General features: G+C 72.6%; 17 protein-coding genes. 7 read left to right on the top strand and 10 right to left on the bottom strand.

What is annotated here, in order from left to right:
- Window positions 1–24 precede the first annotated feature (24 nt).
- The 4 genes from DRB89_RS25655 (at window position 25) to DRB89_RS25640 (ending at window position 5,311) form a co-directional block, all read left to right on the top strand.
- Complete coding sequence (locus tag DRB89_RS25655; protein WP_112450682.1) at window positions 25–2,523, top strand: Tex family protein; 2,499 nt, start codon at window positions 25–27, stop codon at window positions 2,521–2,523.
- A gap of 251 nt (window positions 2,524–2,774) precedes the next feature.
- The gene (locus DRB89_RS25650; protein WP_204357820.1) at window positions 2,775–3,341 is read left to right on the top strand and encodes a hypothetical protein; all 567 of its coding nucleotides are present in this window, start codon (window positions 2,775–2,777) and stop codon (window positions 3,339–3,341) included.
- Complete coding sequence (locus DRB89_RS25645) at window positions 3,331–4,527, top strand: MAB_1171c family putative transporter (RefSeq protein WP_112450681.1); 1,197 nt, start codon at window positions 3,331–3,333, stop codon at window positions 4,525–4,527. Before DRB89_RS25650 ends, DRB89_RS25645 begins: the two co-directional genes overlap by 11 nt.
- A gap of 7 nt (window positions 4,528–4,534) precedes the next feature.
- Window positions 4,535–5,311: an SDR family oxidoreductase gene (locus DRB89_RS25640; protein WP_112450680.1), complete on the top strand. Its 777-nt coding sequence runs from the start codon at window positions 4,535–4,537 to the stop codon at window positions 5,309–5,311.
- Here DRB89_RS25640 and DRB89_RS25635 read toward each other — a convergent pair.
- The 3 genes from DRB89_RS25635 to DRB89_RS25625 form a co-directional block, all read right to left on the bottom strand.
- On the bottom strand, window positions 5,308–6,465 hold the full coding sequence (locus tag DRB89_RS25635) for a hypothetical protein (protein WP_112463428.1): 1,158 nt from the start codon (window positions 6,463–6,465) through the stop codon (window positions 5,308–5,310). The two genes, DRB89_RS25640 and DRB89_RS25635, sit on opposite strands and share 4 nt — an antisense overlap.
- Window positions 6,466–6,629: 164 nt before the next feature.
- Entirely contained in the window at window positions 6,630–8,267 is a 1,638-nt protein-coding gene (locus DRB89_RS25630; RefSeq protein ID WP_112450678.1) for an ABC-F family ATP-binding cassette domain-containing protein, read from the bottom strand.
- A 37-nt stretch (window positions 8,268–8,304) separates the two neighbouring features.
- Window positions 8,305–9,546, bottom strand: a complete 1,242-nt coding sequence (locus DRB89_RS25625; RefSeq protein WP_239516857.1) for an SLC13 family permease — start codon at window positions 9,544–9,546, stop codon at window positions 8,305–8,307.
- A 474-nt stretch (window positions 9,547–10,020) separates the two neighbouring features.
- Between DRB89_RS25625 and DRB89_RS25615 the strand changes: the two genes are divergently transcribed.
- A complete protein-coding gene (locus DRB89_RS25615) occupies window positions 10,021–10,317 on the top strand; it encodes a hypothetical protein (RefSeq protein ID WP_162688722.1) in 297 nt (98 codons plus the stop codon).
- Here DRB89_RS25615 and DRB89_RS25610 read toward each other — a convergent pair.
- The 4 genes from DRB89_RS25610 to DRB89_RS25595 form a co-directional block, all read right to left on the bottom strand.
- Window positions 10,292–12,091, bottom strand: coding sequence for a zeta toxin family protein (locus DRB89_RS25610; RefSeq protein ID WP_112448163.1), 1,800 nt, complete (start codon window positions 12,089–12,091; stop codon window positions 10,292–10,294). The two genes, DRB89_RS25615 and DRB89_RS25610, sit on opposite strands and share 26 nt — an antisense overlap.
- Window positions 12,092–12,163: 72 nt before the next feature.
- Complete coding sequence (locus DRB89_RS25605; RefSeq protein WP_112448164.1) at window positions 12,164–12,547, bottom strand: RNase adapter RapZ; 384 nt, start codon at window positions 12,545–12,547, stop codon at window positions 12,164–12,166.
- 81 nt (window positions 12,548–12,628) lie between these two features.
- A complete protein-coding gene (locus DRB89_RS25600) occupies window positions 12,629–12,979 on the bottom strand; it encodes a hypothetical protein (RefSeq protein WP_112448165.1) in 351 nt (116 codons plus the stop codon).
- A 200-nt stretch (window positions 12,980–13,179) separates the two neighbouring features.
- Window positions 13,180–14,448, bottom strand: a complete 1,269-nt coding sequence (locus DRB89_RS25595) for a site-specific integrase (protein ID WP_112453323.1) — start codon at window positions 14,446–14,448, stop codon at window positions 13,180–13,182.
- Window positions 14,449–14,645: 197 nt separating this feature from the next.
- Here DRB89_RS25595 and DRB89_RS25590 point away from each other — a divergent pair, with 197 nt between their 5' ends.
- Complete coding sequence (locus tag DRB89_RS25590; protein WP_112448166.1) at window positions 14,646–15,449, top strand: hypothetical protein; 804 nt, start codon at window positions 14,646–14,648, stop codon at window positions 15,447–15,449.
- 126 nt (window positions 15,450–15,575) lie between these two features.
- Here DRB89_RS25590 and DRB89_RS25585 read toward each other — a convergent pair whose 3' ends face one another.
- Window positions 15,576–15,893, bottom strand: a complete 318-nt coding sequence (locus DRB89_RS25585; RefSeq protein ID WP_162688721.1) for a hypothetical protein — start codon at window positions 15,891–15,893, stop codon at window positions 15,576–15,578.
- Window positions 15,890–16,816: a ParA family protein gene (locus tag DRB89_RS25580; protein ID WP_112448168.1), complete on the bottom strand. Its 927-nt coding sequence runs from the start codon at window positions 16,814–16,816 to the stop codon at window positions 15,890–15,892. Before DRB89_RS25580 ends, DRB89_RS25585 begins: the two co-directional genes overlap by 4 nt.
- A 381-nt stretch (window positions 16,817–17,197) precedes the next feature.
- Between DRB89_RS25580 and DRB89_RS25575 the strand changes: the two genes are divergently transcribed.
- Window positions 17,198–17,791, top strand: a complete 594-nt coding sequence (locus DRB89_RS25575; RefSeq protein WP_112448169.1) for a hypothetical protein — start codon at window positions 17,198–17,200, stop codon at window positions 17,789–17,791.
- Here the strand turns inward: DRB89_RS25575 and DRB89_RS25570 are convergent.
- Window positions 17,788–18,705 (bottom strand): hypothetical protein, encoded by a 918-nt coding sequence (locus tag DRB89_RS25570; protein ID WP_112448170.1) that lies wholly within the window; start codon window positions 18,703–18,705, stop codon window positions 17,788–17,790. The two genes, DRB89_RS25575 and DRB89_RS25570, sit on opposite strands and share 4 nt — an antisense overlap.
- Between the last annotated feature and the right edge of the window lie 41 nt (window positions 18,706–18,746).

Here is an 18,746-nt window from a genome sequence, read left to right as displayed (position 1 = left end):
TACGAAGGCAGGCGGGACCGCACAGTGACGATGTCCATCGAAGGCAGGATCGCCGAGGAGCTCGGCGTACGGGAGCGGCAGGTCAAGTCCGCCGTCGAGCTGCTCGACGGCGGCTCGACCGTGCCGTTCATCGCTCGCTACCGCAAGGAAGCGACCGAGATGCTCGACGACGCCCAGCTGCGCACCCTCGAGGAACGGCTGCGCTACCTGCGCGAGCTGGAGGACCGGCGCGCGGCGGTCCTCTCCTCCGTGCGCGAGCAGGGCAAGCTCGACGCCGAACTGGAGGCCCGCATCAACGCGGCCGACACCAAGGCCCGGCTGGAGGACATCTACCTCCCCTTCAAGACCAAGCGCCGCACCAAGGCCCAGATCGCCCGCGAGGCCGGCCTGGCACCGCTCGCCGAAGCCCTGCTGGCCGACCCCTCGGCGGAACCGGCGGCCCGGGCCGCGGCGTTCGTGGACGCCGACAAGGGCGTCGCCGACCCGGCCGCCGCCCTGGAGGGCGCCCGCGCCATCCTCACCGAGAAGTTCGGCGAGGACGCCGACCTCATCGGCGAACTGCGCGAGCGCATGTGGGGCCGCGGCCGGCTCGCCGCGAAGGTCCGCGAGGGCAAGGAGGAGGCGGGCGCCAAGTTCTCCGACTACTTCGACTTCACCGAGCCGTTCACCGCGCTCCCCTCCCACCGCGTGCTCGCCCTGCTCCGCGGCGAGAAGGAGGACGTGCTCGACCTCACCCTGGAACCGGAGGAGCCGAGCGAGGTCCCGGGGCCCTCCACGTACGAGGGCATGGTCGCCCGCCGCTTCGGCATCAACGAGCGCGGCCGCCCCGGCGACAAGTGGCTCGCCGACACCGTCCGCTGGGCCTGGCGCACGAAGATCCAGGTCCACCTCGGCATCGACCTCCGTACGCGGCTGCGCGCCGCGGCCGAGGACGAGGCGGTACGGGTCTTCGCGTCCAACCTGCGCGACCTGCTGCTCGCCGCCCCGGCCGGCACCCGTGCGACGCTCGGCCTGGACCCGGGCTTCCGCACCGGTGTGAAGGTCGCCGTCGTGGACGCCACCGGCAAGGTGGTGGCCACCGAGGTGGTCTACCCGCACGTGCCCGCCAACAAGTGGGACGATTCCCTCGCCAAGCTGGCCCGCCTCGCCGAGGAGCACGCGGTCGAGCTCGTCGCCATCGGCAACGGCACCGCCTCCCGCGAGACCGACAAGCTCGCCGCGGACCTCATCACCCGCCACCCCGAGCTGAAGCTCACCAAGGTGATGGTCTCGGAGGCCGGCGCCTCCGTGTACTCGGCGTCCGCCTTCGCCTCGCAGGAACTGCCGGACATGGACGTGTCGCTGCGCGGCGCGGTCTCCATCGCGCGGCGCCTGCAGGACCCGCTCGCCGAGCTCGTCAAGATCGACCCCAAGTCCATCGGGGTGGGCCAGTACCAGCACGACCTGTCCGAGATGAAGCTCTCGCGCTCGCTCGACGCGGTCGTCGAGGACTGCGTGAACGGCGTCGGGGTCGACGTCAACACCGCCTCCGCACCGCTGCTTTCGCGCGTTTCGGGCATCAGCGGCGGTCTCGCCGAGAACATCGTCGCGCACCGCGACGCCAACGGCCCCTTCCGCAACCGCAAGGGGCTCAAGGACGTGGCCCGGCTCGGCCCGAAGGCGTACGAGCAGTGCGCGGGCTTCCTGCGGATCCGCGACGGGGACGACCCGCTGGACTCCTCCAGCGTGCACCCCGAGGCGTATCCCGTGGTCCGCTCCATGGGCAAGACGGCGGGCAGCGAGGTCGCGGCGCTGATCGGCAACACCGGCGTGCTGCGCTCGCTGCGCCCGGAGCAGTTCGTCACCGACTCCTTCGGCCTGCCGACGGTCACGGACATCCTGCGCGAGCTGGAGAAGCCGGGCCGCGACCCGCGTCCGGCCTTCAAGACGGCGACCTTCAAGGAGGGCGTCGAGAAGATCGGCGACCTGGCGCCCGGGATGATCCTGGAGGGCGTGGTCACCAATGTGGCCGCCTTCGGCGCCTTCATCGACATCGGCGTCCACCAGGACGGCCTGGCCCACGTCTCGGCCCTGTCGAAGACCTTCGTCAAGGACCCCAGGGACGTGGTCAAGCCCGGTGACATCGTCCGGGTGAAGGTCATGGACGTGGACATCCCGCGCAAGCGGATCTCGCTGACGCTGCGGCTGGAGGACGAGTCGGAGCGCGGCGAACGGGGCGAGCGCGGCGGGGGCGGCGCGCCGAAGCAGCGCGAGGAGCGCACCGAGCGGGGCGAGCGGCGCGGCGGCCGGCCGCCGCAGCAGCGCGGCGCGGCGGGCGGCCAGGGCGGCCAGGGAGGTCAAGGCGGCCAGGGCGGTTCCCGCGACGGCGGCCGGGGTCAGCGACAGGGCGGCCAGGGCGGTGGCCAGCGACAGGGCGGCCAGGGCGGCCAGGGCGGCGCGGCCCCCGCCAACAGCGCGATGGCCGACGCCCTGCGCCGCGCCGGTCTCACCAACCCCGAGGAGCGGGGCGGGCGCAAGCGCTGACGGTTCGTGGCAGCGTGTGACGGATTGGCCGAATAGGTTCCCTACATGGGGACATACCTTGCCAACTCCCTTACAAGATCTGTAGGCATGGTGGAACGCCCGTTCGTCTTTCGGCGAACGGGCGTCCGTGTTTCCCGCTCAGGGCCGCACTTCCGAGTTCGCCTTGAAGGCACTTGAAGGCAAAGGACGTCATGCCCCTGCCCACGCACGCCTATCGACGTTGCCCGAGAAAGGGTCCGAAGAGGGAACACATGCGCCACCCTCAACCCAGTCTGCGCAAACGGTGCGAGGCGATTCTCGGTCGTCTTGAACTGACGCACCCGTTCTCCCTCGACGTGCTGTGCGAGCGGATAGCCGAGCAGCGGGGCCGCCCCATCCGGCTGCACCCGCTGCCCAGGGAAGCGGCGGAATCCGGGGTGTGCGGGCTGTGGGTCGGCACCGCCAGCATCGACTACGTCTTCTACGAGGCCCAGACCACCCCGCTGCACCGGGAGCACATCGTGCTCCACGAGATCGGCCACATCCTCTTCGGGCACCATTCGCTGGACGCCGGGGGCGCCGATGGCGCCCGGGAGACGGCAGACCCCTCCGGGGGCGGCGAGGACGGCGGGCAGGTGCCCACGGTGCTGGGGCGCACCAACTACACCACCCGTCAGGAGCAGGAGGCGGAGATGCTCGCCAGCATGATCCGCACCCGCACGACGGCACCCGGCCCGCACCACGCCCACGGCGCCGGCGACCGGGACACGCTCGCCCGGCTGGAGTCCGCGATGGGCTACGAGCGGCGCGGACGGGGGCCGGGCCGCCATGGCTTCTGACCTCCTGGCCCTGGGCGACGCGCTCGCCGTCCCCAGCGTCGTCTGCCTCTGGGCGGCCGTCCTGCTCCGCGCCCCCGGCGCCTTGCGCGCCCCGCACCAGCGGGGCCTGTGGCTCGCGGTCGCCACCGCCGCCGCCGCGATGACCCTGAACCTGCCCGACGTCGTCGCGTACGCCATGGCCCGCGACCCGGGTTACGCGCACACCATCGGGCTGGTCCGCAACCTCATCGGCGTCCTGTCGGCGGGCGCCGTGCTCTACTTCGTGGCCTCCGCCACCCGGGGCCGCAGGCTCCAGATCGCCTCCGGCGCCGGCACGGTGCTCTGGCTGGCCGCACTCGTCGCGCTGGACGCGGCCGCGCCGGCCCACGGCACGCACACCATCCCGCCGGCGGGCGACCCGGTGCCCTCCCTCTCCTACTGGCTGGTGCTGATCTCCGCGCACCTGCTCGCCAACACCGTCTGCGTGTCCGTCTGCTGGCGCTACAGCCGGCGCACCGAGAGCCGCGGCCTCGCCGTCGGACTGCGGCTGTTCGGCCTCGGCACCGCGCTCGCCGGGGTGTTCTGGCTCGTCTACCTGCTCAAAGCGCTCTTCGGTGCCACCTGGGCGATGCCCGCCAACCCGCTGCTGATGAACGCACACGGACTGGTGCGCGCCGCCGCGATCCTCGTCCCGACGCTGTTCACCTTCCGCGGCACGGCCGCCGACATCGCCACCGCCTGGCGGCTGTGGCCGCTGTGGCGCGACCTGGTCCACGCCGTCCCGCACGTCGCCCTCAACAAGCCGCGTGCCGCCCGGCTGCTGGAACTGCTGTGGCCGCCGGTCCCGCGCAACCTGCTCGTCTACCGCAAGGTCATCGAGACCCGCGACGCCATCTTGATCCTGGGTGAGTACGTCGCCCCGGGCGTGCCGGAGCTCGCCCGCGGCCACGTCGCGGGGAGCGGCGTCCCCGAAGCGGGGCGCACCGCCGCCGCGCTGGCCTGCGTACTGAAGGAGGCGCGGCGGGCGAAGTTGGCCGGGATCCCGCAACAGCGGGGCGAGGGCGACGCGCTGGAGCTCCCCGCGGCCATCCAGACCTCGGCCGAGAGCGGAGACCTGGAGGGCGAGGCGCGGTTCCTCGTGGACGTCGCCCGGGCCTACACCTCGTCCGCCGCCACCGCTTTCACCCCAGCAACCGCCAGGAAGTGAACGACTCTTGACCACCGTACTGATCACAGGGGCCAGCGCCGGACTCGGCGCGGCCTTCGCCCGCGGCTTCGCGGCCAAGGGCTGCGACCTCGTCCTCGTCGCCCGCGACAAGTCCCGCCTGGAGGACGTGGCCGAGGAACTGGCCCGGGAATTCGGCTCCGTCTGCGAGGTGCTGCCCGCCGACCTGCTCGATGCCGACAGCCTGGAGGCCGTCGCCGACCGGCTCGCGGACCCGGCCCGGCCCGTCGACATCCTGGTCAACAACGCGGGCTTCGGGCTCCCGGCGCCCTTCCCGTACAGCCCGGTCGAGGACGAGGAACGGATGCTCGACCTGCTGGTCAAGGTCCCGCTCCGGCTCACGCACGCGGTACTGCCGGGCCTGCGCGAGCGCCGCCGCGGCGCCGTGCTCAACGTTTCCTCGGTGGCCGGACTGCTGCCGACCGGCACGTACGGCGCCGCGAAGGCCTGGGTCACGGCCTTCAGCGAGTCGCTGCGCGTGGACATGGAGCCGTACGGGGTCCGCGTGCTGGCGGTGGTGCCCGGATTCACCCGCACCGAGTTCCAGGAGCGCGCCGGGATGGACGTCAGCGCCCTGCGCGACGCGGTGTGGCTGGAACCGCGCGACGTGGTGGCCCGGGCCCTGAAGGACCTGGCCCGGCGCCGCCCGGTGAGCATCACCGGCCGCCGCTACCAGGCGTACGCCCTGGCCGCCCGCCACCTCCCGCGCACCTTCGTGGCCCGCAAGATGGCCCGCAAGCGCCGGCCCCCGGCTGACGTCGGCTAGTGCTGTGACCGGGCGGCGGGCGGCGGTCGGCGGGCGGCTCGGGGGCCTTCGATCTCCTCCAGTGCCTCCCGCGCGGCCCGGCACAGCTCCTCGTCCCAGAGGATGTCCGCGCAGGAGCGGCGCCCCGAGGCGAGAACCGCGCGGAGCACGGGCAGGGCGGCCGCGGCGGGCGGGCCGACCGCGCCCAGGGCCCGCACGGCCCGCAGGACCAGCGGGGAGAGGGCGTGCCCGTCCAGTGGCCGCAGCTCCGGAAGCAGGGCCGCCACGGCCGGGGCCGGGTCGCCGGTGATCCGCCAGTGCGCCCAGGCGGCGGTCTGCGCCCCCTGCCACGGCTTCGGCGAGCGTTCGGTGCCCGGGCCGAAGCGCCACGGGCTCGTATCGCCCCGGGCGAGCGCGGCGAGCGCGTCGGCGGCGGCCGACGCGGCCGGTCCGATCCGCCCGAGGGCCTCGGCCGCGGGCCGGGCGTGCCCGGTGTCCAGCAGGCCGGCCAGTTCGGGCGCCGCCGGGGCCGCGGCCGGGCCCCACTCGGCGAGGAGCGGCAGGAGCTTGTCGGCGCCCCGCGCCTCGGGGCCTTCGGCGAGCCGCTCGCGGAAGGCCGGGAACAGGTCCGCCGCCCAGTGCGCGGGCAGCGGCAGGACTTCGAGGAGGGAATGGTCGAAGTGCTCGAGGTAGTGGCGGGAAGCCCGCGGGTCCTCGATACGGACCAGCGCCCGCACCGCGGCGTGGGAGCGCGTCCAGTCCGAGGAGCCGGTGCGTGCGACGGCGCGGACGATCCGGTCCGCGAACGGGGCCGCCGCCCCGCCGCTCCTGGCGAGCACCTTGAGCGCGGCGTCGGAGACCTCGACCTCGTCCTCCAGCCCGGCGGCGACCGTCTCCCACAGGTGCGGCGACGGGCTCCGCCAGTGGTGCAGCTGCTTCCCGGCCGCCCGCACGGCCTCCGCCCGCAGGCTCGGGTCCGGATGCCGGACCAGACCGTCGACCAGGGCCCGCGCCTCCCGCGGATGGGCCGCGAGCTGTTCCTGGTACCGCTCCATCGGCGTGTAGCCGTAGGGCCACCAAGGCGTTTGCGGCAGGGCGCCGGTACCGATCTCCGCGAACGCCCCGGCGATACGCCGGCCCGTGCCCTGCGCCCCGCCGGGGGCGGCCAGCAGCACGGCCCGCGCGGCCGCCAGCCGTACCTGGGGATGTCCGTGGTCCAGCCGGGGGCTCGTGCCAGGCCGTCACGGCCCCCCGTTCGTCCATGATCGGGAGCTTGGGGGCCGCGGACCCGCGGTCGGCGGGCGGGCGGCCGGAGCCGTCCCGCCCGCCCCGTCCGGCGTCAGAGCTCGGTGACCTTGCCGTCCTCGACCCGCAGCCGGCGGGTCACCTGGACCGCGTCGAGCATCCGGCGGTCGTGCGTGACGAGCAGCAGGGTGCCCTCGTAGGCCTCCAGGGCGGACTCCAACTGCTCGATGGCCGGAAGGTCCAGGTGGTTCGTCGGCTCGTCCAGCACCAGCAGGTTCACGCCGCGGCCCTGGAGCAGCGCCAGCGCCGCCCGGGTGCGCTCGCCCGGGGAGAGGGTGGCCGCCGGACGGGTCACGTGCGCCGCCTTTAGGCCGAACTTGGCCAGCAGGGTACGCACTTCGGCCGGCTCGGTGTCGGGCACGGCCGCGCAGAAGGCGTCGATGAGCGGCTCCTCGCCGAGGAACAGCCCGCGGGCCTGGTCGACTTCGCCGACCAGCACGCCCGAGCCGAGGGTGGCGGCGCCGGAGTCCGGGGCGAGGCGGCCGAGGAGCACCGCCAACAGGGTCGACTTTCCGGCCCCGTTGGCACCGGTGATCGCGACCCGGTCCGCCCAGTCGATCTGCAGGCTGGCCGGGCCGAAACCGAAGTCCCCGCGCTGGACGGCCGCTTCGCGCAGGGTGGCGACCACGGAGCCGGAGCGCGGGGCGCTCGCGATCTCCATGCGCAGCTCCCACTCCTTGCGCGGTTCGTCCACGACGTCGAGGCGCTCGATCGCGCGCTGCGTCTGGCGGGCCTTGGCGGCCTGCTTCTCGCTCGACTCGCCGCGCAGGTTCTTGCCGATCTTGTCGTTGTCGGTCGACTTGCGGCGGGCGTTGCGCACGCCCTTGTCCATCCAGTTGCGCTGCATCTGGGCCCGCCCCTCAAGGGCCGACTTCTTGCCCGCGTACTCCTCGAAGTCCTCGCGGGCGTGGTTGCGGGCCCGCTCGCGCTCCTCCAGGTACGCGTCGTAGCCGCCGCCGTAGAGGTTGATCTGCTGCTGGGCCAGGTCCAGTTCGAGGACCTTGGTGACCGTGCGCGTGAGGAACTCGCGGTCGTGGCTGATGACGACCGTGCCGGCGCGCAGCCCCTTCACGAACTGCTCCAGGCGCTCCAGACCGTCGAGGTCGAGGTCGTTGGTGGGCTCGTCCAGCAGGAAGACGTCGTAGCGGGACAGCAGCAGCGAGGCGAGGCCTGCGCGGGCGGCCTGCCCGCCGGACAGCGCGGTCATCGGCAGGTCGAGGCCGACGGAGAGTCCGAGGTCGTCGGCGACTTCCTGGGCCCGCTCGTCGAGGTCGGCGCCGCCGAGGTTCAGCCACCGGTCGAGGGTGTCCGCGTACGCGTCGTCGGCGCCCGGGGTGCCGTCCACGAGGCCCTGCGTCGCCGCGTCGAGCTCCGCCTGCGCCGCGGCCACGCCGGTACGCCGGGCCAGGAACTCGCGGATCGACTCGCCGGGGCGCCGCTCGGGCTCCTGGGGGAGGTGCCCCACGGCGGCGCCGGGCGGGGAGAGCCGCACCTCACCGGTCTCGGGGGCGTCCAGCCCGACGAGCATCCGCAGCAGGGTGGACTTCCCGGCGCCGTTGACGCCGACGAGGCCGATGACGTCGCCGGGTGCGACGACGAGGTCGAGATCGGCGAAGAGCGTGCGCTCGCCGTGCGCGGCGGTGAGCTTCTTGGCGACGAGGGTTGCAGTCATGATGTCCCGATCCTATCCGCGCCCCGCCCCCGCGAGGTCACGCGCCGATGAGACGCAGGGCCGCCCACAGGGCCGTCACCGCCGCGCCGAGGGCCGGGACCGTGGTCAGCAGGCCGAGCCGGGTGAAGTCCCCGAGCGTGACGCCCCCGTACCCGTCCGCGTGCAGGATCCGCCGCCACAGCAGCGTGGCCAGGGACCCGGCGTACGTCAGGTTCGGCCCGATGTTCACGCCGATCAGCACCGCCAGCACCGGCCCCGCGCCGCCCGCCGCGGCCACGGGGAGCAGCGCGAGCACCGCGGGCAGGTTGTTGATCAGGTTGGCGAGCACGGCGGCCACGGCAGCCACCGCGAGCAGCGCCGGCAGCGAGTCCCCGGCCGGCATCACCCGCTCCAGACCGGCCCCGAGCCCGTGGTCCACGACCGCCCGGACCACCACCCCCAGCGCCAGCACGAACAGGCAGAAGGCCGGAGCCGCCGAGGTCAGGATCCGGACGGGCGTGGTCTCCCGACGCCGCAGTGCCCGTACGGCCAGGACGAGCGTGCCCGCGAGCGCGGCCCAGGCCGGGCTCGCTCCCGCGAAGGAGGCGAGCGCGAAGCCGGCCAGGGTCAGCGCGAGCACGCCCGCGGCGAACCGGGGCAGCGGCGCCGGCTCCCCGGCCTCCGGCACGTGCTCGGGCGCCGCGGCCAGGTCCGCCCGGAAGTAGCGGCGGAAGACCGCGTACTCCACCCCGATCGCGACCAGCCACGGCAGGGCCATCAGCCCCGCGAACCGGGTGAAGGACAGCCCGCTCGCGGCGAACGCCAGCAGATTGGTGAGGTTGGAGACCGGCAGGAGCAGCGAGGCCGAGTTCGCGAGGTGCGCGGTGGCGTACACGTGCGGCCGGGGCCGGGCCCCCAGCCGGGCGGCCGTCGCCAGCACCACCGGGGTCAGCAGGACCACCGTGGCGTCCAGGCTCAGCGTGGCCGTGACCAGCGAGGCCACGGCGAACACCCCGCCGAGCAGCGCCACCGGCCCGCGTCCCGCCGCGCGCCGGGCCACCATCGCCCCCGCGGCCCGGAACAGCCCCTCGTCCGCGCAGAGCCGCGCCAACGCCAGGATCACCGCGAGGAACCCGACCACCGGCAGCAGTTCGCGCAGCTGCGCCCACGCGTCGGCGGCCGGTACGACGCCCAGGGCGACGAGCAGCCCGGCCGCGGGCACGGCGGCCGCGGCCTCCGGCAGCCCGCGGGGGCGCAGTACGGCGAAGGCCAGGACCGCGAGGAGGAGCACGGCGGACAGGGACTCGGCGGCGAGGGGGTTCAGGACGTGCTCCTCCTCGCGGTCCTGGCCTTCGCGGCCAGGCGGGTGCGCCCCAGCGGGCCGGGCGTCCGCCGGCTCCGGCGAGGGCCGCTTCCAGGGCCCGCGAGAGGGTGCTCTTGCCGATGCCGCCGACTCCGTGGAACGCCAACACGTTGGTCCGCGGCGCCTCCAAGTCCTCGACGGAGAAGGACGCGGCCGCGATGTGGGCCAGATGCTCAGTGATCGCGTTCAGGACGATCCCCCACTGCCCCTGCCGGTTCGTGAAGGCCTCCGCGGCCTCCACCCTGCGGTCGTTCGAACTGAACAGCGCCCGCAGATCCCGCCCGTTGCCCGCCATCGCATCCCCCCGGTGATCGCCTGTAGGACCAACCTAGGCCCAGGTAGGACGCGGTGGCGGTGCGTCACCGACAATGGCCGACCATGTACGTCCGCACGGCCTTGAGGTGCACCACCATGACCGTCCCGCTCCCTCCCGAAGACCCTGACCAGGCGCCGTTTCACCGGCCCGGCATGGACAGCGAGCAGGCCCACGAACTGGTGAGTCGGGCGATCGAGGAGTACAACGCCCGCCTCGTCGCCGCCCGCCGCTTCCCCGGCCGGGACACGGCGGACACGGTCGCCGGCTGGCGTACGGCCCGGGACCGCGCGGCGGACGACGCAGGCCGGCTGTCCACTGCGGACGCGGCGGAGACCGCGCGGCTCACGGTGGAGTACGCCGCCCGCCTCAGAGAACTGCAGCAGGAGAGCTGAGCCGCAAGGCCGCGGGCACCGGCAGGTACGCGGGCCTGGGCCGGCTCTCCACCTGGCGGACCCGCCACGCGGGAGGCATCAGGGGCTGTGCCTGGGCGGCCAGGCCGTCCAGCTCGTCCCTGAGATGGGGGAGCCGCCGGTGCAGTGCCCGCTGCGCGGCGTGGAAGACGGCAGCTTCCGGCGAGGTGTAGGGGCGCCGGCGGGCGGCGGCCAAGGCCCAGGAGGCCCAGTGTCCGTGGCCCAGCGTGCGGTGGTCGCCGTCGATCACCCGGACCGCCGAGACGGCCGGGTCGGCGGCCGCGGCCGCCACGATGTCGGCGGCGACTGCGCAGGCCTGCGCGTGGGCGGCGGGTGTGGGGAACTCGATGTGCACGTCGAGCTCCATGGCCCGGACGTATCTGATGAGGGTGCGCTGGCGGCTGTCGGTGGCCCGGGCCGCGATGGCGGCGATCTCGATCCGGTACCCGGCCCGGGCGAACCGGGCCGCGCTCGCGGCGAACTGGGCCACGTCCGCGAAGGCCGATTTGATGATCAGGTCGCCGCGCCGCTCGCGTATGTACGTCTCGGCCTCGTTCTGCCACGCCTCGGCGTCGGGGCGGACCGCCTCCGATGCAATCCGGGGCTGGTCGAGGACCAGCTGGCAGTAGTCCGGGTGGGAGCCGCTGAGCATTCTGGGGTCCAGCACGACCGTTCCCGGCCGCATGGCCCGGCGCAGCATCCACTCGGCCTCCAGGGAGCGCGCGCCGGGTTCGGCGACGAGGTAGACCACCAGCGGATCCGGGCGGAAGACGGTCTTGCGCAGGAAAGTGGAGGCGATCAGTTCGTCGAAGATCCAGGTGTGCTCGTCGGTGCTCAGCCGGTGGTAGCCGGTGCCGGGCGGGCCGGGAAGAGGCTGGGCGACGCGGCGGAGCGGCTCGGCCGCCGCGGCGGCCCGCTCGGCGTCCCTCGACACGGCCAGTCTCCGGTCCTCCGGGAGCCGCTCGTCGTGGACGAGGACTTCCGCGCGCACCAGCTCGCGGCGGAAGATCCGGGTCCCCGGGCCGTCCCAGGGGCGGAGCCGCTCGGCCTCCAGCACGCTGTCGGCGGCCTCCGGGCGGAGCCACCGGCTTCCGACCAGTTCGTTGTCGTAGAGCGGCTCGAGCCCGCGGCGGACCACCATCACCCGGTCCACCAGGCGCTCCGCCTCGACCAGCGCGACGGTCTTCGGTAAGCCGGTTGCGCAGCCGTCCTGGTTGTCCCAGGCGATGTAGCGGCCGCCACCGTCGGCGTCAGGGGTGAAGAACCTCTTCAGGACGGCCAGCTGGCTGACCGCTTCCGCGACGGCCAGGACGACCAGTTCGATCCGGTAGCCGGCCGCCCGGTAGAGGGCGGACACCGCGCGGATCTCGGCCGGGTCGGCCAGCGCCAGCTCCAGGACCACGTCCAGCCGGGCCGAGCGCGCGTACTCCTCGACCTCGGCCTGCCAGAGCCTGGTGTCCGCACGCACCCCCGCCCCGGCCGTCCGTATGTCCCGCTCCCGCAGCCGGGCGTATTTCCGGTGTGCCGCCTTGTAGAGGTCGCTGCTGATCCGGACGGCGCCTCCGCGGGCGGACAGCGCGGCGTGCAGCAGTTCGGCGATCGTGGTCTTGCCGCTGCCGGGCTGCCCCGCGACGATCACGAGCACGGGGCGGTCCTGCGAAACCGCGCCCGCCGTCCACTGGGGTAAGCACGCCGCCAGGATCTGCAGGTGCTCTGTCTCCCCCAGGGGCATGGCGGACGCGGTGCCGGCGATCACTTCCTTCCTTTCTGATCTGGGTGTGCGGAACGTCGGCGGGTCTCGGGCGGGGCTGGTCGAGGGCGCGAGTGGTCAGCGCTCGACAACGTCCTTGTCGAGGTCGCGGTGGACCAGGCGCACGTCCATGCCCCGGGCCTCGCAGCGCTGGGCGAGGGTGGCGGCCGCCGTAGCGGCACGGTGCCGGCCGCCCGCACAGCCGAACGCGACGGTCACCGGCTCGTCCTGCCGGGGCCCGGCGGCGAACGCCTCGACCATGGCGGTGGTCGCCTGGAGCATCTCCTCGATGCCGTTGGTGGCCAGGACCGCCTCGCGCACGGCCTCGTCGTGGGCGGTCAGGTACCGCAGCTCGGGGCGCACGTGCGGATCGCGGAAGTGGTGGCGGAGATCGATCGTGACGCGGGCCTCGGGTGCGGCGCCGTGCAGGTAGCCGAACGAGGTGATCTCGATGCGGGCCATGCGGTCCTCCAAGTTAGGGGCGTTGGGTCTAACGGGTCTGATGACTGGCGGCCTGGAGCTTCGGCCGCTGCCCGGGTGGGACTACAGCCAGTGGAAGGCGCGGCGGACGTCGGAGGCGGCGCCGCTGAGGTTGTCGGCGACCAGACGGTCGTCGAAGTCGTACGGGTCCTCGGCGGCATCCATCACGGCGTGGGCGGCCGCGGTGAGGACGGCAGCGAAGGCCTCGTCGACCTTGGCGGCCTTGAGGGCCTCGACGACCGCGTCCTGGTCCGCCGTGCCGCGCTTGATGGCGTCGGCGAGCAGGTTCAGCGCGGCGGCTGCGGCCGGCGCGAGGTCGGCCAGCTCGCCGATGCCGACGGCCCCGGTGCGTTCGGCGACGGTTTCGACGCGGGTGATCGTCGCGATTTCCTTGGACGTCTTCTCGTCGCTCACTTCGTCTCCTCGGGTAGGTCGTCAGGGCGTCGCGGTCAGGCTGCGCGGGCGAACTGCGGTGTCCTGACCCCTTGAGGATGCCAACTCCAAGTTGGCTATGTCAACACGAAGTTGGCCAGCTATTAGTTGGCTTGGACGGGTTGAGGGACAGAAATGCCCCCGACCTGCGACGACGGTCGGGGGCGTTGGGTCCAATAGGCCTAAAGCGGTGTGAAATGCAGTGCCCGGTCCAGGGAGCGCAGGAGCTCCGGCTCCCATCCGGCGCGGGAGAGGTCCACGGCGAGCAGGCCGCCGGCGCTGAGCGCGGCGAGTTGGACCTCGTGGTCGATGCCGAGCCGCCAGGCCTCACGCAGGACGTGGCGGGCTTCGTCGCGGGCCTTGCGGCCGGTGGTCGCGGCGGCCCGGGCGTCGGGCAGGGCGGCGAGGCTGCGGCCGGCCCGCTGGAGCCGGTCCATCAGCTCGGCCGCCCGCTCGGCATCGGGGGCGGGCGGGACCAAGTGAAGCTCGGGGAGGGCGACGCCGCGGCGCAGCTGTTCCATCCGTACCGGCAGCGGCGACCAGCCCGGCGTTCCGCCGAGGTCGATGTTCACCCGGGTCACCGTGGCGCTGTAGGCGCGGCCGGTGCCGCGCGCCTGCAGGGTGGTGCCGGCGGGTCGGTACTCGGGCTCGACTCCCTCGGCGACGACGCCTCCGTGGTTGCCTCTTACCGACACCCACAGCCAGTCGGCGCCGCCGGTGACGTCGTTCATCAGCATGCGGCGCACCAGGAGGTAGCGCTGCAGTGCGGCCCGGGTGGCCCGGCGCAGCGGGTAGACCTCGGCTGAGACGGGGCTGTCGGGGCGGGCGTTCTGGGGGTGGCGCCGGATGCGGACCTCACCCAGGGCTGGGGAGAGGTCCTCCAGGCGTAGCGCGCAGAGCTCGCCGACGCGGGCGCCGGTGTCCAGGACGACCGAGGCCATGGCGAGCATCCGCACCCAGCGGGGGTAGCCGTGCTCCATCAGGCCGCCCTCGACGCTCCAGTGGGTACGGCGGCCGACGTAGTCGGACAGGGTCACCAGGCTCTCGCGCAGCTGCTCACGACGGGCCACGTCGACCGGCTCCTTGCGGGGGAGCTCCTTGAGCTGGCGCAGGTAGTGGACCTCGAGGCCGAGCTCGCGCTGGAGCAGGGCCATCACCCCCGAGCGCACCATCGCCGTCGCCTCGGACGTCGGCCTCTTCGCCCCGCGGTCGCGGAGCTCACCTTCGAGGGCAAGCTTCTCGTACGCCCTGAGTGACTCCAGGTCGAAGATGTCGGCCAGGTCGTCGCCGACGCTGCGCGGGTGGCTGGGGTGCTGGAGGGCGCGGACCAGTTCGCGGGCGTGGGCCCGGATCTGCCGACGGCGGGCGTCGGAAGGGGCCTCCTCGCACACGGCGTTCACGGCTTCCTGGAGCTCGGGCACCTCGTCCAAGAGGTCGGGCTTCGTCGTCACGTCCCGCACGGTAGTCACGTCCGGGCAGGCCCACCGACCAAACGAATAATTAGACCCATTAGACCTAACAGACCCAACCGACCCTGACGTGCACGTCCGGAGACGGCTCGGGACACCGATGGGGATCGACGGAACCGGGCAAGGCCTCGGCGAAATCTGGGTGCCCGACAGATGGGAGACCTGACACCCTCGGGTCTGTGGAACACATTCCGGCTCATGTCCTGCGGGCGCTCTGGTACGTCGACACCATGTCCGGCCAAGGCGTGCCCATCTCCCTCCAGGCCCTCGACCTGTTCGCAGCCCAGGCGCCTCCCCGCGACGCTGTCTACGGCATGCCGCTCTTTGCCGACCTCGTCGGTCTGGAATCGCGGCTGAGGCATCCGGAGCCCGTCGCGGAGTACCTGCGAAAGGTGGGCTGGATCCGCCAGACAGACGGTGCCGGTGTGGAGCTCACCGTCCTGGGGCGCGCCATCAGGCAGGCTGGGCAAGCTCAGGAAAACGCCACCTCGGCGGTAGAGGACGTCGTACTCAGCCCGACCGACCCGCTGGTCTACACCGTGCTCACGCGGCGTCTGGCCGCCGCAGGCGCCGGCCTGCTGGTGGACCCCTACTTCAAGGCGGAGCAGCTCGCCTGGGTCCTGGAGTGCACATCGATCCGGCGCATCCTGATCTCCAAGAAGGCCAGCGCCAAGGAACGCCCGATGATCGCTGTCGCACTGGGCACCCTGCCCCGCGGTGAAGATGTCGAGGTGCGCGCCACCGCTGGTTCCGACCTCCACGACCGGCGCATCGTGGCCGAAGGCGGAGGTGTCCAGCTCATCGGAAGTTCCCTCAACGGCGTCGGCCGGCACCAGACCTCCGTCATCACCCCTGAACCGGAGATCGCGAAGGCATATCGAGAAAGCTCCGAGCGGCTCTGGGCTGGGGCCGAGAAGGTCGAGCCGCAGCAGATCAGCAACCCCGTGTCCCCGCCCGCAACCGGACAGACGCCGGCGCCCTGATTTTCCCGTCGAAGACCTGTTAGGCCTAACAGGCCTAAAGCGTACGAGGTGCTGCGGCGCCTGCCTGGCACCAACGCATGCGAGGGCCCCACCGGAAGCGGTGGGGCCCTCGTCGTCTGCGGCCGACTACTTCGTGAGTGGCGGGCCGCTCTTGAGGTTTTTGTTGCGGCGCTGCGGGAACGGCGCCCCGTTGTTGTACTCGCGCTCGTCACGGCGCAGCTGCGCGAGGACGGCGGCCTCCACGTACGCGGACAGCGACACCGGGACGTCGGCGTCCTCGTCGTCGATCCGCTGGAGTGCGACCACGGCGTTACGCAGCCGGTTCATGGTGTCCGGGCTGACGTAGGCCGGAATCTTCTCCTTCGTGCCCGGGCTGGCCGGCGCCTGGCCGCCCAGCTCCTTGCCGAGGAGGGTTCCCTGTCCGAAGGGCATTCCGTTGCTCATGCTGTGGCTCCCCGCGGCGCCACCAGCATGTGACCGAGCTGGTCGAAGTCACGCGTGGTGGTGGCCCGCCTGTTGTACTCGCGGATCGACATCTTCTCGTCGGGGGCGGTGGTCGCGTCCACCGACCGCCGAATCGGGCACACCAGCGCGCCCGGGTAGTGCTCTGCCATCTCGTTGCCGACGTGCTGGGCGATCTTCGTCTTGCCCCACGCGGTGAGTACGGCCGCCCGAACCTGGACGTCGTACTCTTCCTGCGCGTCGGCGATCGTCCGGCGCAGCGAGTCGTTCGACATCGCGTCCAGGCCGCTCACCTGGTTGGGCACCAGGACCTCGCCGCCGATGGCCAGGGTGAAGGTGGACAGCTTCCCGACCTTGGGCGGGCAGTCGACGATGGTGATGTCCACCGGCGCCTCACTGCGCTTGATCGCCCGGCGCAGGACGCGCTCGCCGCTGACGGCCGGGTCGTACTCGACGACCGCGCAGTCCTCGTAGCTGGGGACGATGTAGATGTTCTTGTAGCGGGTGTAGTAGGTCGCGTCGTCCAGGCCGGCCTCGCCGTACATGACGTGCTTGAGCGTCAGCCGGTTCGATGCGGACAGGCCTTCGGGGTAGACCGGCTGCAGCCAGCCGGTCAGGCCGGCGTCCTGCGGGTCGGCGTCGATGATGCGCACGGTGTAGCCCATCGCCGCCCAGGCGCACGCGAGCTCGAGCGTGGTCGTGGTCTTCCCGGCGCCGCCCTTGCGGTTGAAGACGATGAAGACACGGTGCTCGCCCGGGGCAATCATGGACGGCGCGGTGAAGGAGGCCGGGAGCAGGATGCGCGGCTGCAGCTTGTTGGCCGGCTCCGTCCACTTCCGCTCGAACACGGTCGGCATGCGCAGCCGATCCGGGATCTTCAACGGCTCCAGCGTTACCTGGACCATGGCTCTCTCCTCATCCGGGCCTCTCCCCGTGGACTCCTCACCGCCAGACCGTACCGCCTCCGCGCGGCCCGCACGCGAACCACACCACGCTCCACCCGATCCGGGAAACCCGCAGGCCAGCGCCCTACCCCTAACGGGGTTGACCCTATTAGGCCCAACAGGACTGACCTCTTGGCGGGTTGACCAGCGTGAACACCCCGGGGTCTCCGGTTGGGCCTCGCGCGCGCACGCGAAGGAGTGTCACCTAATCCACGAAAGAGCCCGCGACGGTAGCGCCCACGATCCGTACGGTCCGCCGTCATGAGCCCCCGACGTATCCCTCACCGCCCGTCCGCAGCCATCAGCACACGACGCACCCCTCGCCGCAGCGGCCGGCCAAGCATGCTGACCCCCGACCGGATCGACACCATCGCCCGGGTGTTGGGCGTCGGCGTCTCCATCGGCGACGCGGCGTCCGCCGTTGGGATCGCCCGGGGCACCCTCTCCCGCTGGATGTCCCGCGGCCGTGACGCCGCTGAGGCCCGGGAGGAGGGGGAGCCTGCCGTGCCCGCCGACGACCCGTACGTGGACCTGTACATGCGGGCGACCCAGGCCCGGGCCCGGATGGCTTTGCAGGCGGTGAAGGGAATCATGGACGCGGGCATGGGCCGGATCGTGGTCGAGGAACAGGTACGAACGTATTTCGACCCCGAGCTCGGGCAGGAGGTCACCCAGCGGTACACCCGCTACGTGCGCGCCCAGTGGCGGGCGCTGGCCTGGTGGCTCGCCCGGACGTACCCGGAGCACTACGGCCCCAACTCCAAGTCCTTCGAGCAGCAGCTTGACGAGTACCAGGCCCAGCACGCCGTCGGAGTCCCCACCCGTTCCTCCGCCTCGGACATGGCCTCGCTCGCCGAGCGCCTGGCCGCCACCCTGGCCCTGCACGACGGCCCGGCGCCCGTTCCCGTCCTCGGGGCCGGCGAATCGGTGTCCTAGGCGTGGATGGAGACCTCGAAGGGATCGGCCTCCAGCCCTCGCAGGAGACTGACCGCCAACATCACCGCGACGATCGTGTTGAGCGGGGTGTACTGCGTCCGCCCGGTGGCGTGGGTGGTGGCGTGACGGCTGAACGAGGCCGGGACCGGAGTGTTCTCGTCGAAACGCTGGCAGGCCCTCTCGAACGGAGCGAAGAGAGAGGCCACCCTGATCTTGCGGACCATCTCCTGTTCTTCTGCCTTCGGCAGCCCCTCAAGCAGCTCCCTGTATGCGAAGCGGCCCCTGCTGGTCTGCAACGAGGGCGTGGCCCGCACGAACCCGCGGACGGTCGTGTCCCACACCGCTGCAGCCAGGGCCTGCGCGCCGCTGGTGTGTCCGGCCTCGGCCATGTCCACGCAGTCACGCAGCAACGTCGCCTGCTCGGTGAGCTCAGGGCGTTCGACCTCGTCCAGGGCATCCCGGCACGCGGCCCACACCGTCGCCTGGTGCTTCTCCAGAACAGTCCGCCGTGCCGGTGCGTCCGGAGCGTCGAGGAGTTCCCGGACGACCGGGGCGGGCGGGACCCACGCCAGGGGTATGCCCTCGTCTCTCATGACGGGGACCATCTCCTCATAGCGGCCGGCCAGTCCCGACCAGTTGCTGGGGAGCGCCCTTTCCATCTCCCGGGCCATCCGGTCGAGGGATTCACCCAGGCCGGACCAGGGCGGCAGCTCCTTCAAGATGCCCGCCATGCGGTTCTCAAGGGGAACGGCCTCCCTCAGGGCCGCCCTCACTTGGTCCATCAGGCTGTCCAGGGCAGGAAGGCGGACGCCTGACAGCCCGACGAGCTCTCCGATCGTCAGGCGTCCGCTGGTGTCCTCCCCTGCGGGCGTGGCCTGATCCTTCGTGCTCGTCTCGTCGTTCTCGTCGTTCATCGCGCAATCATCGGCCACGCCTTGTCGCCGGCACCCGACCC

The organism is Streptomyces sp. ICC4 (assembly GCF_003287915.1).
GTDB classification, from domain to species: domain Bacteria; phylum Actinomycetota; class Actinomycetes; order Streptomycetales; family Streptomycetaceae; genus Streptomyces; species Streptomyces tritrimontium.
This window is presented reverse-complemented; position numbering and strand designations above follow the sequence as displayed.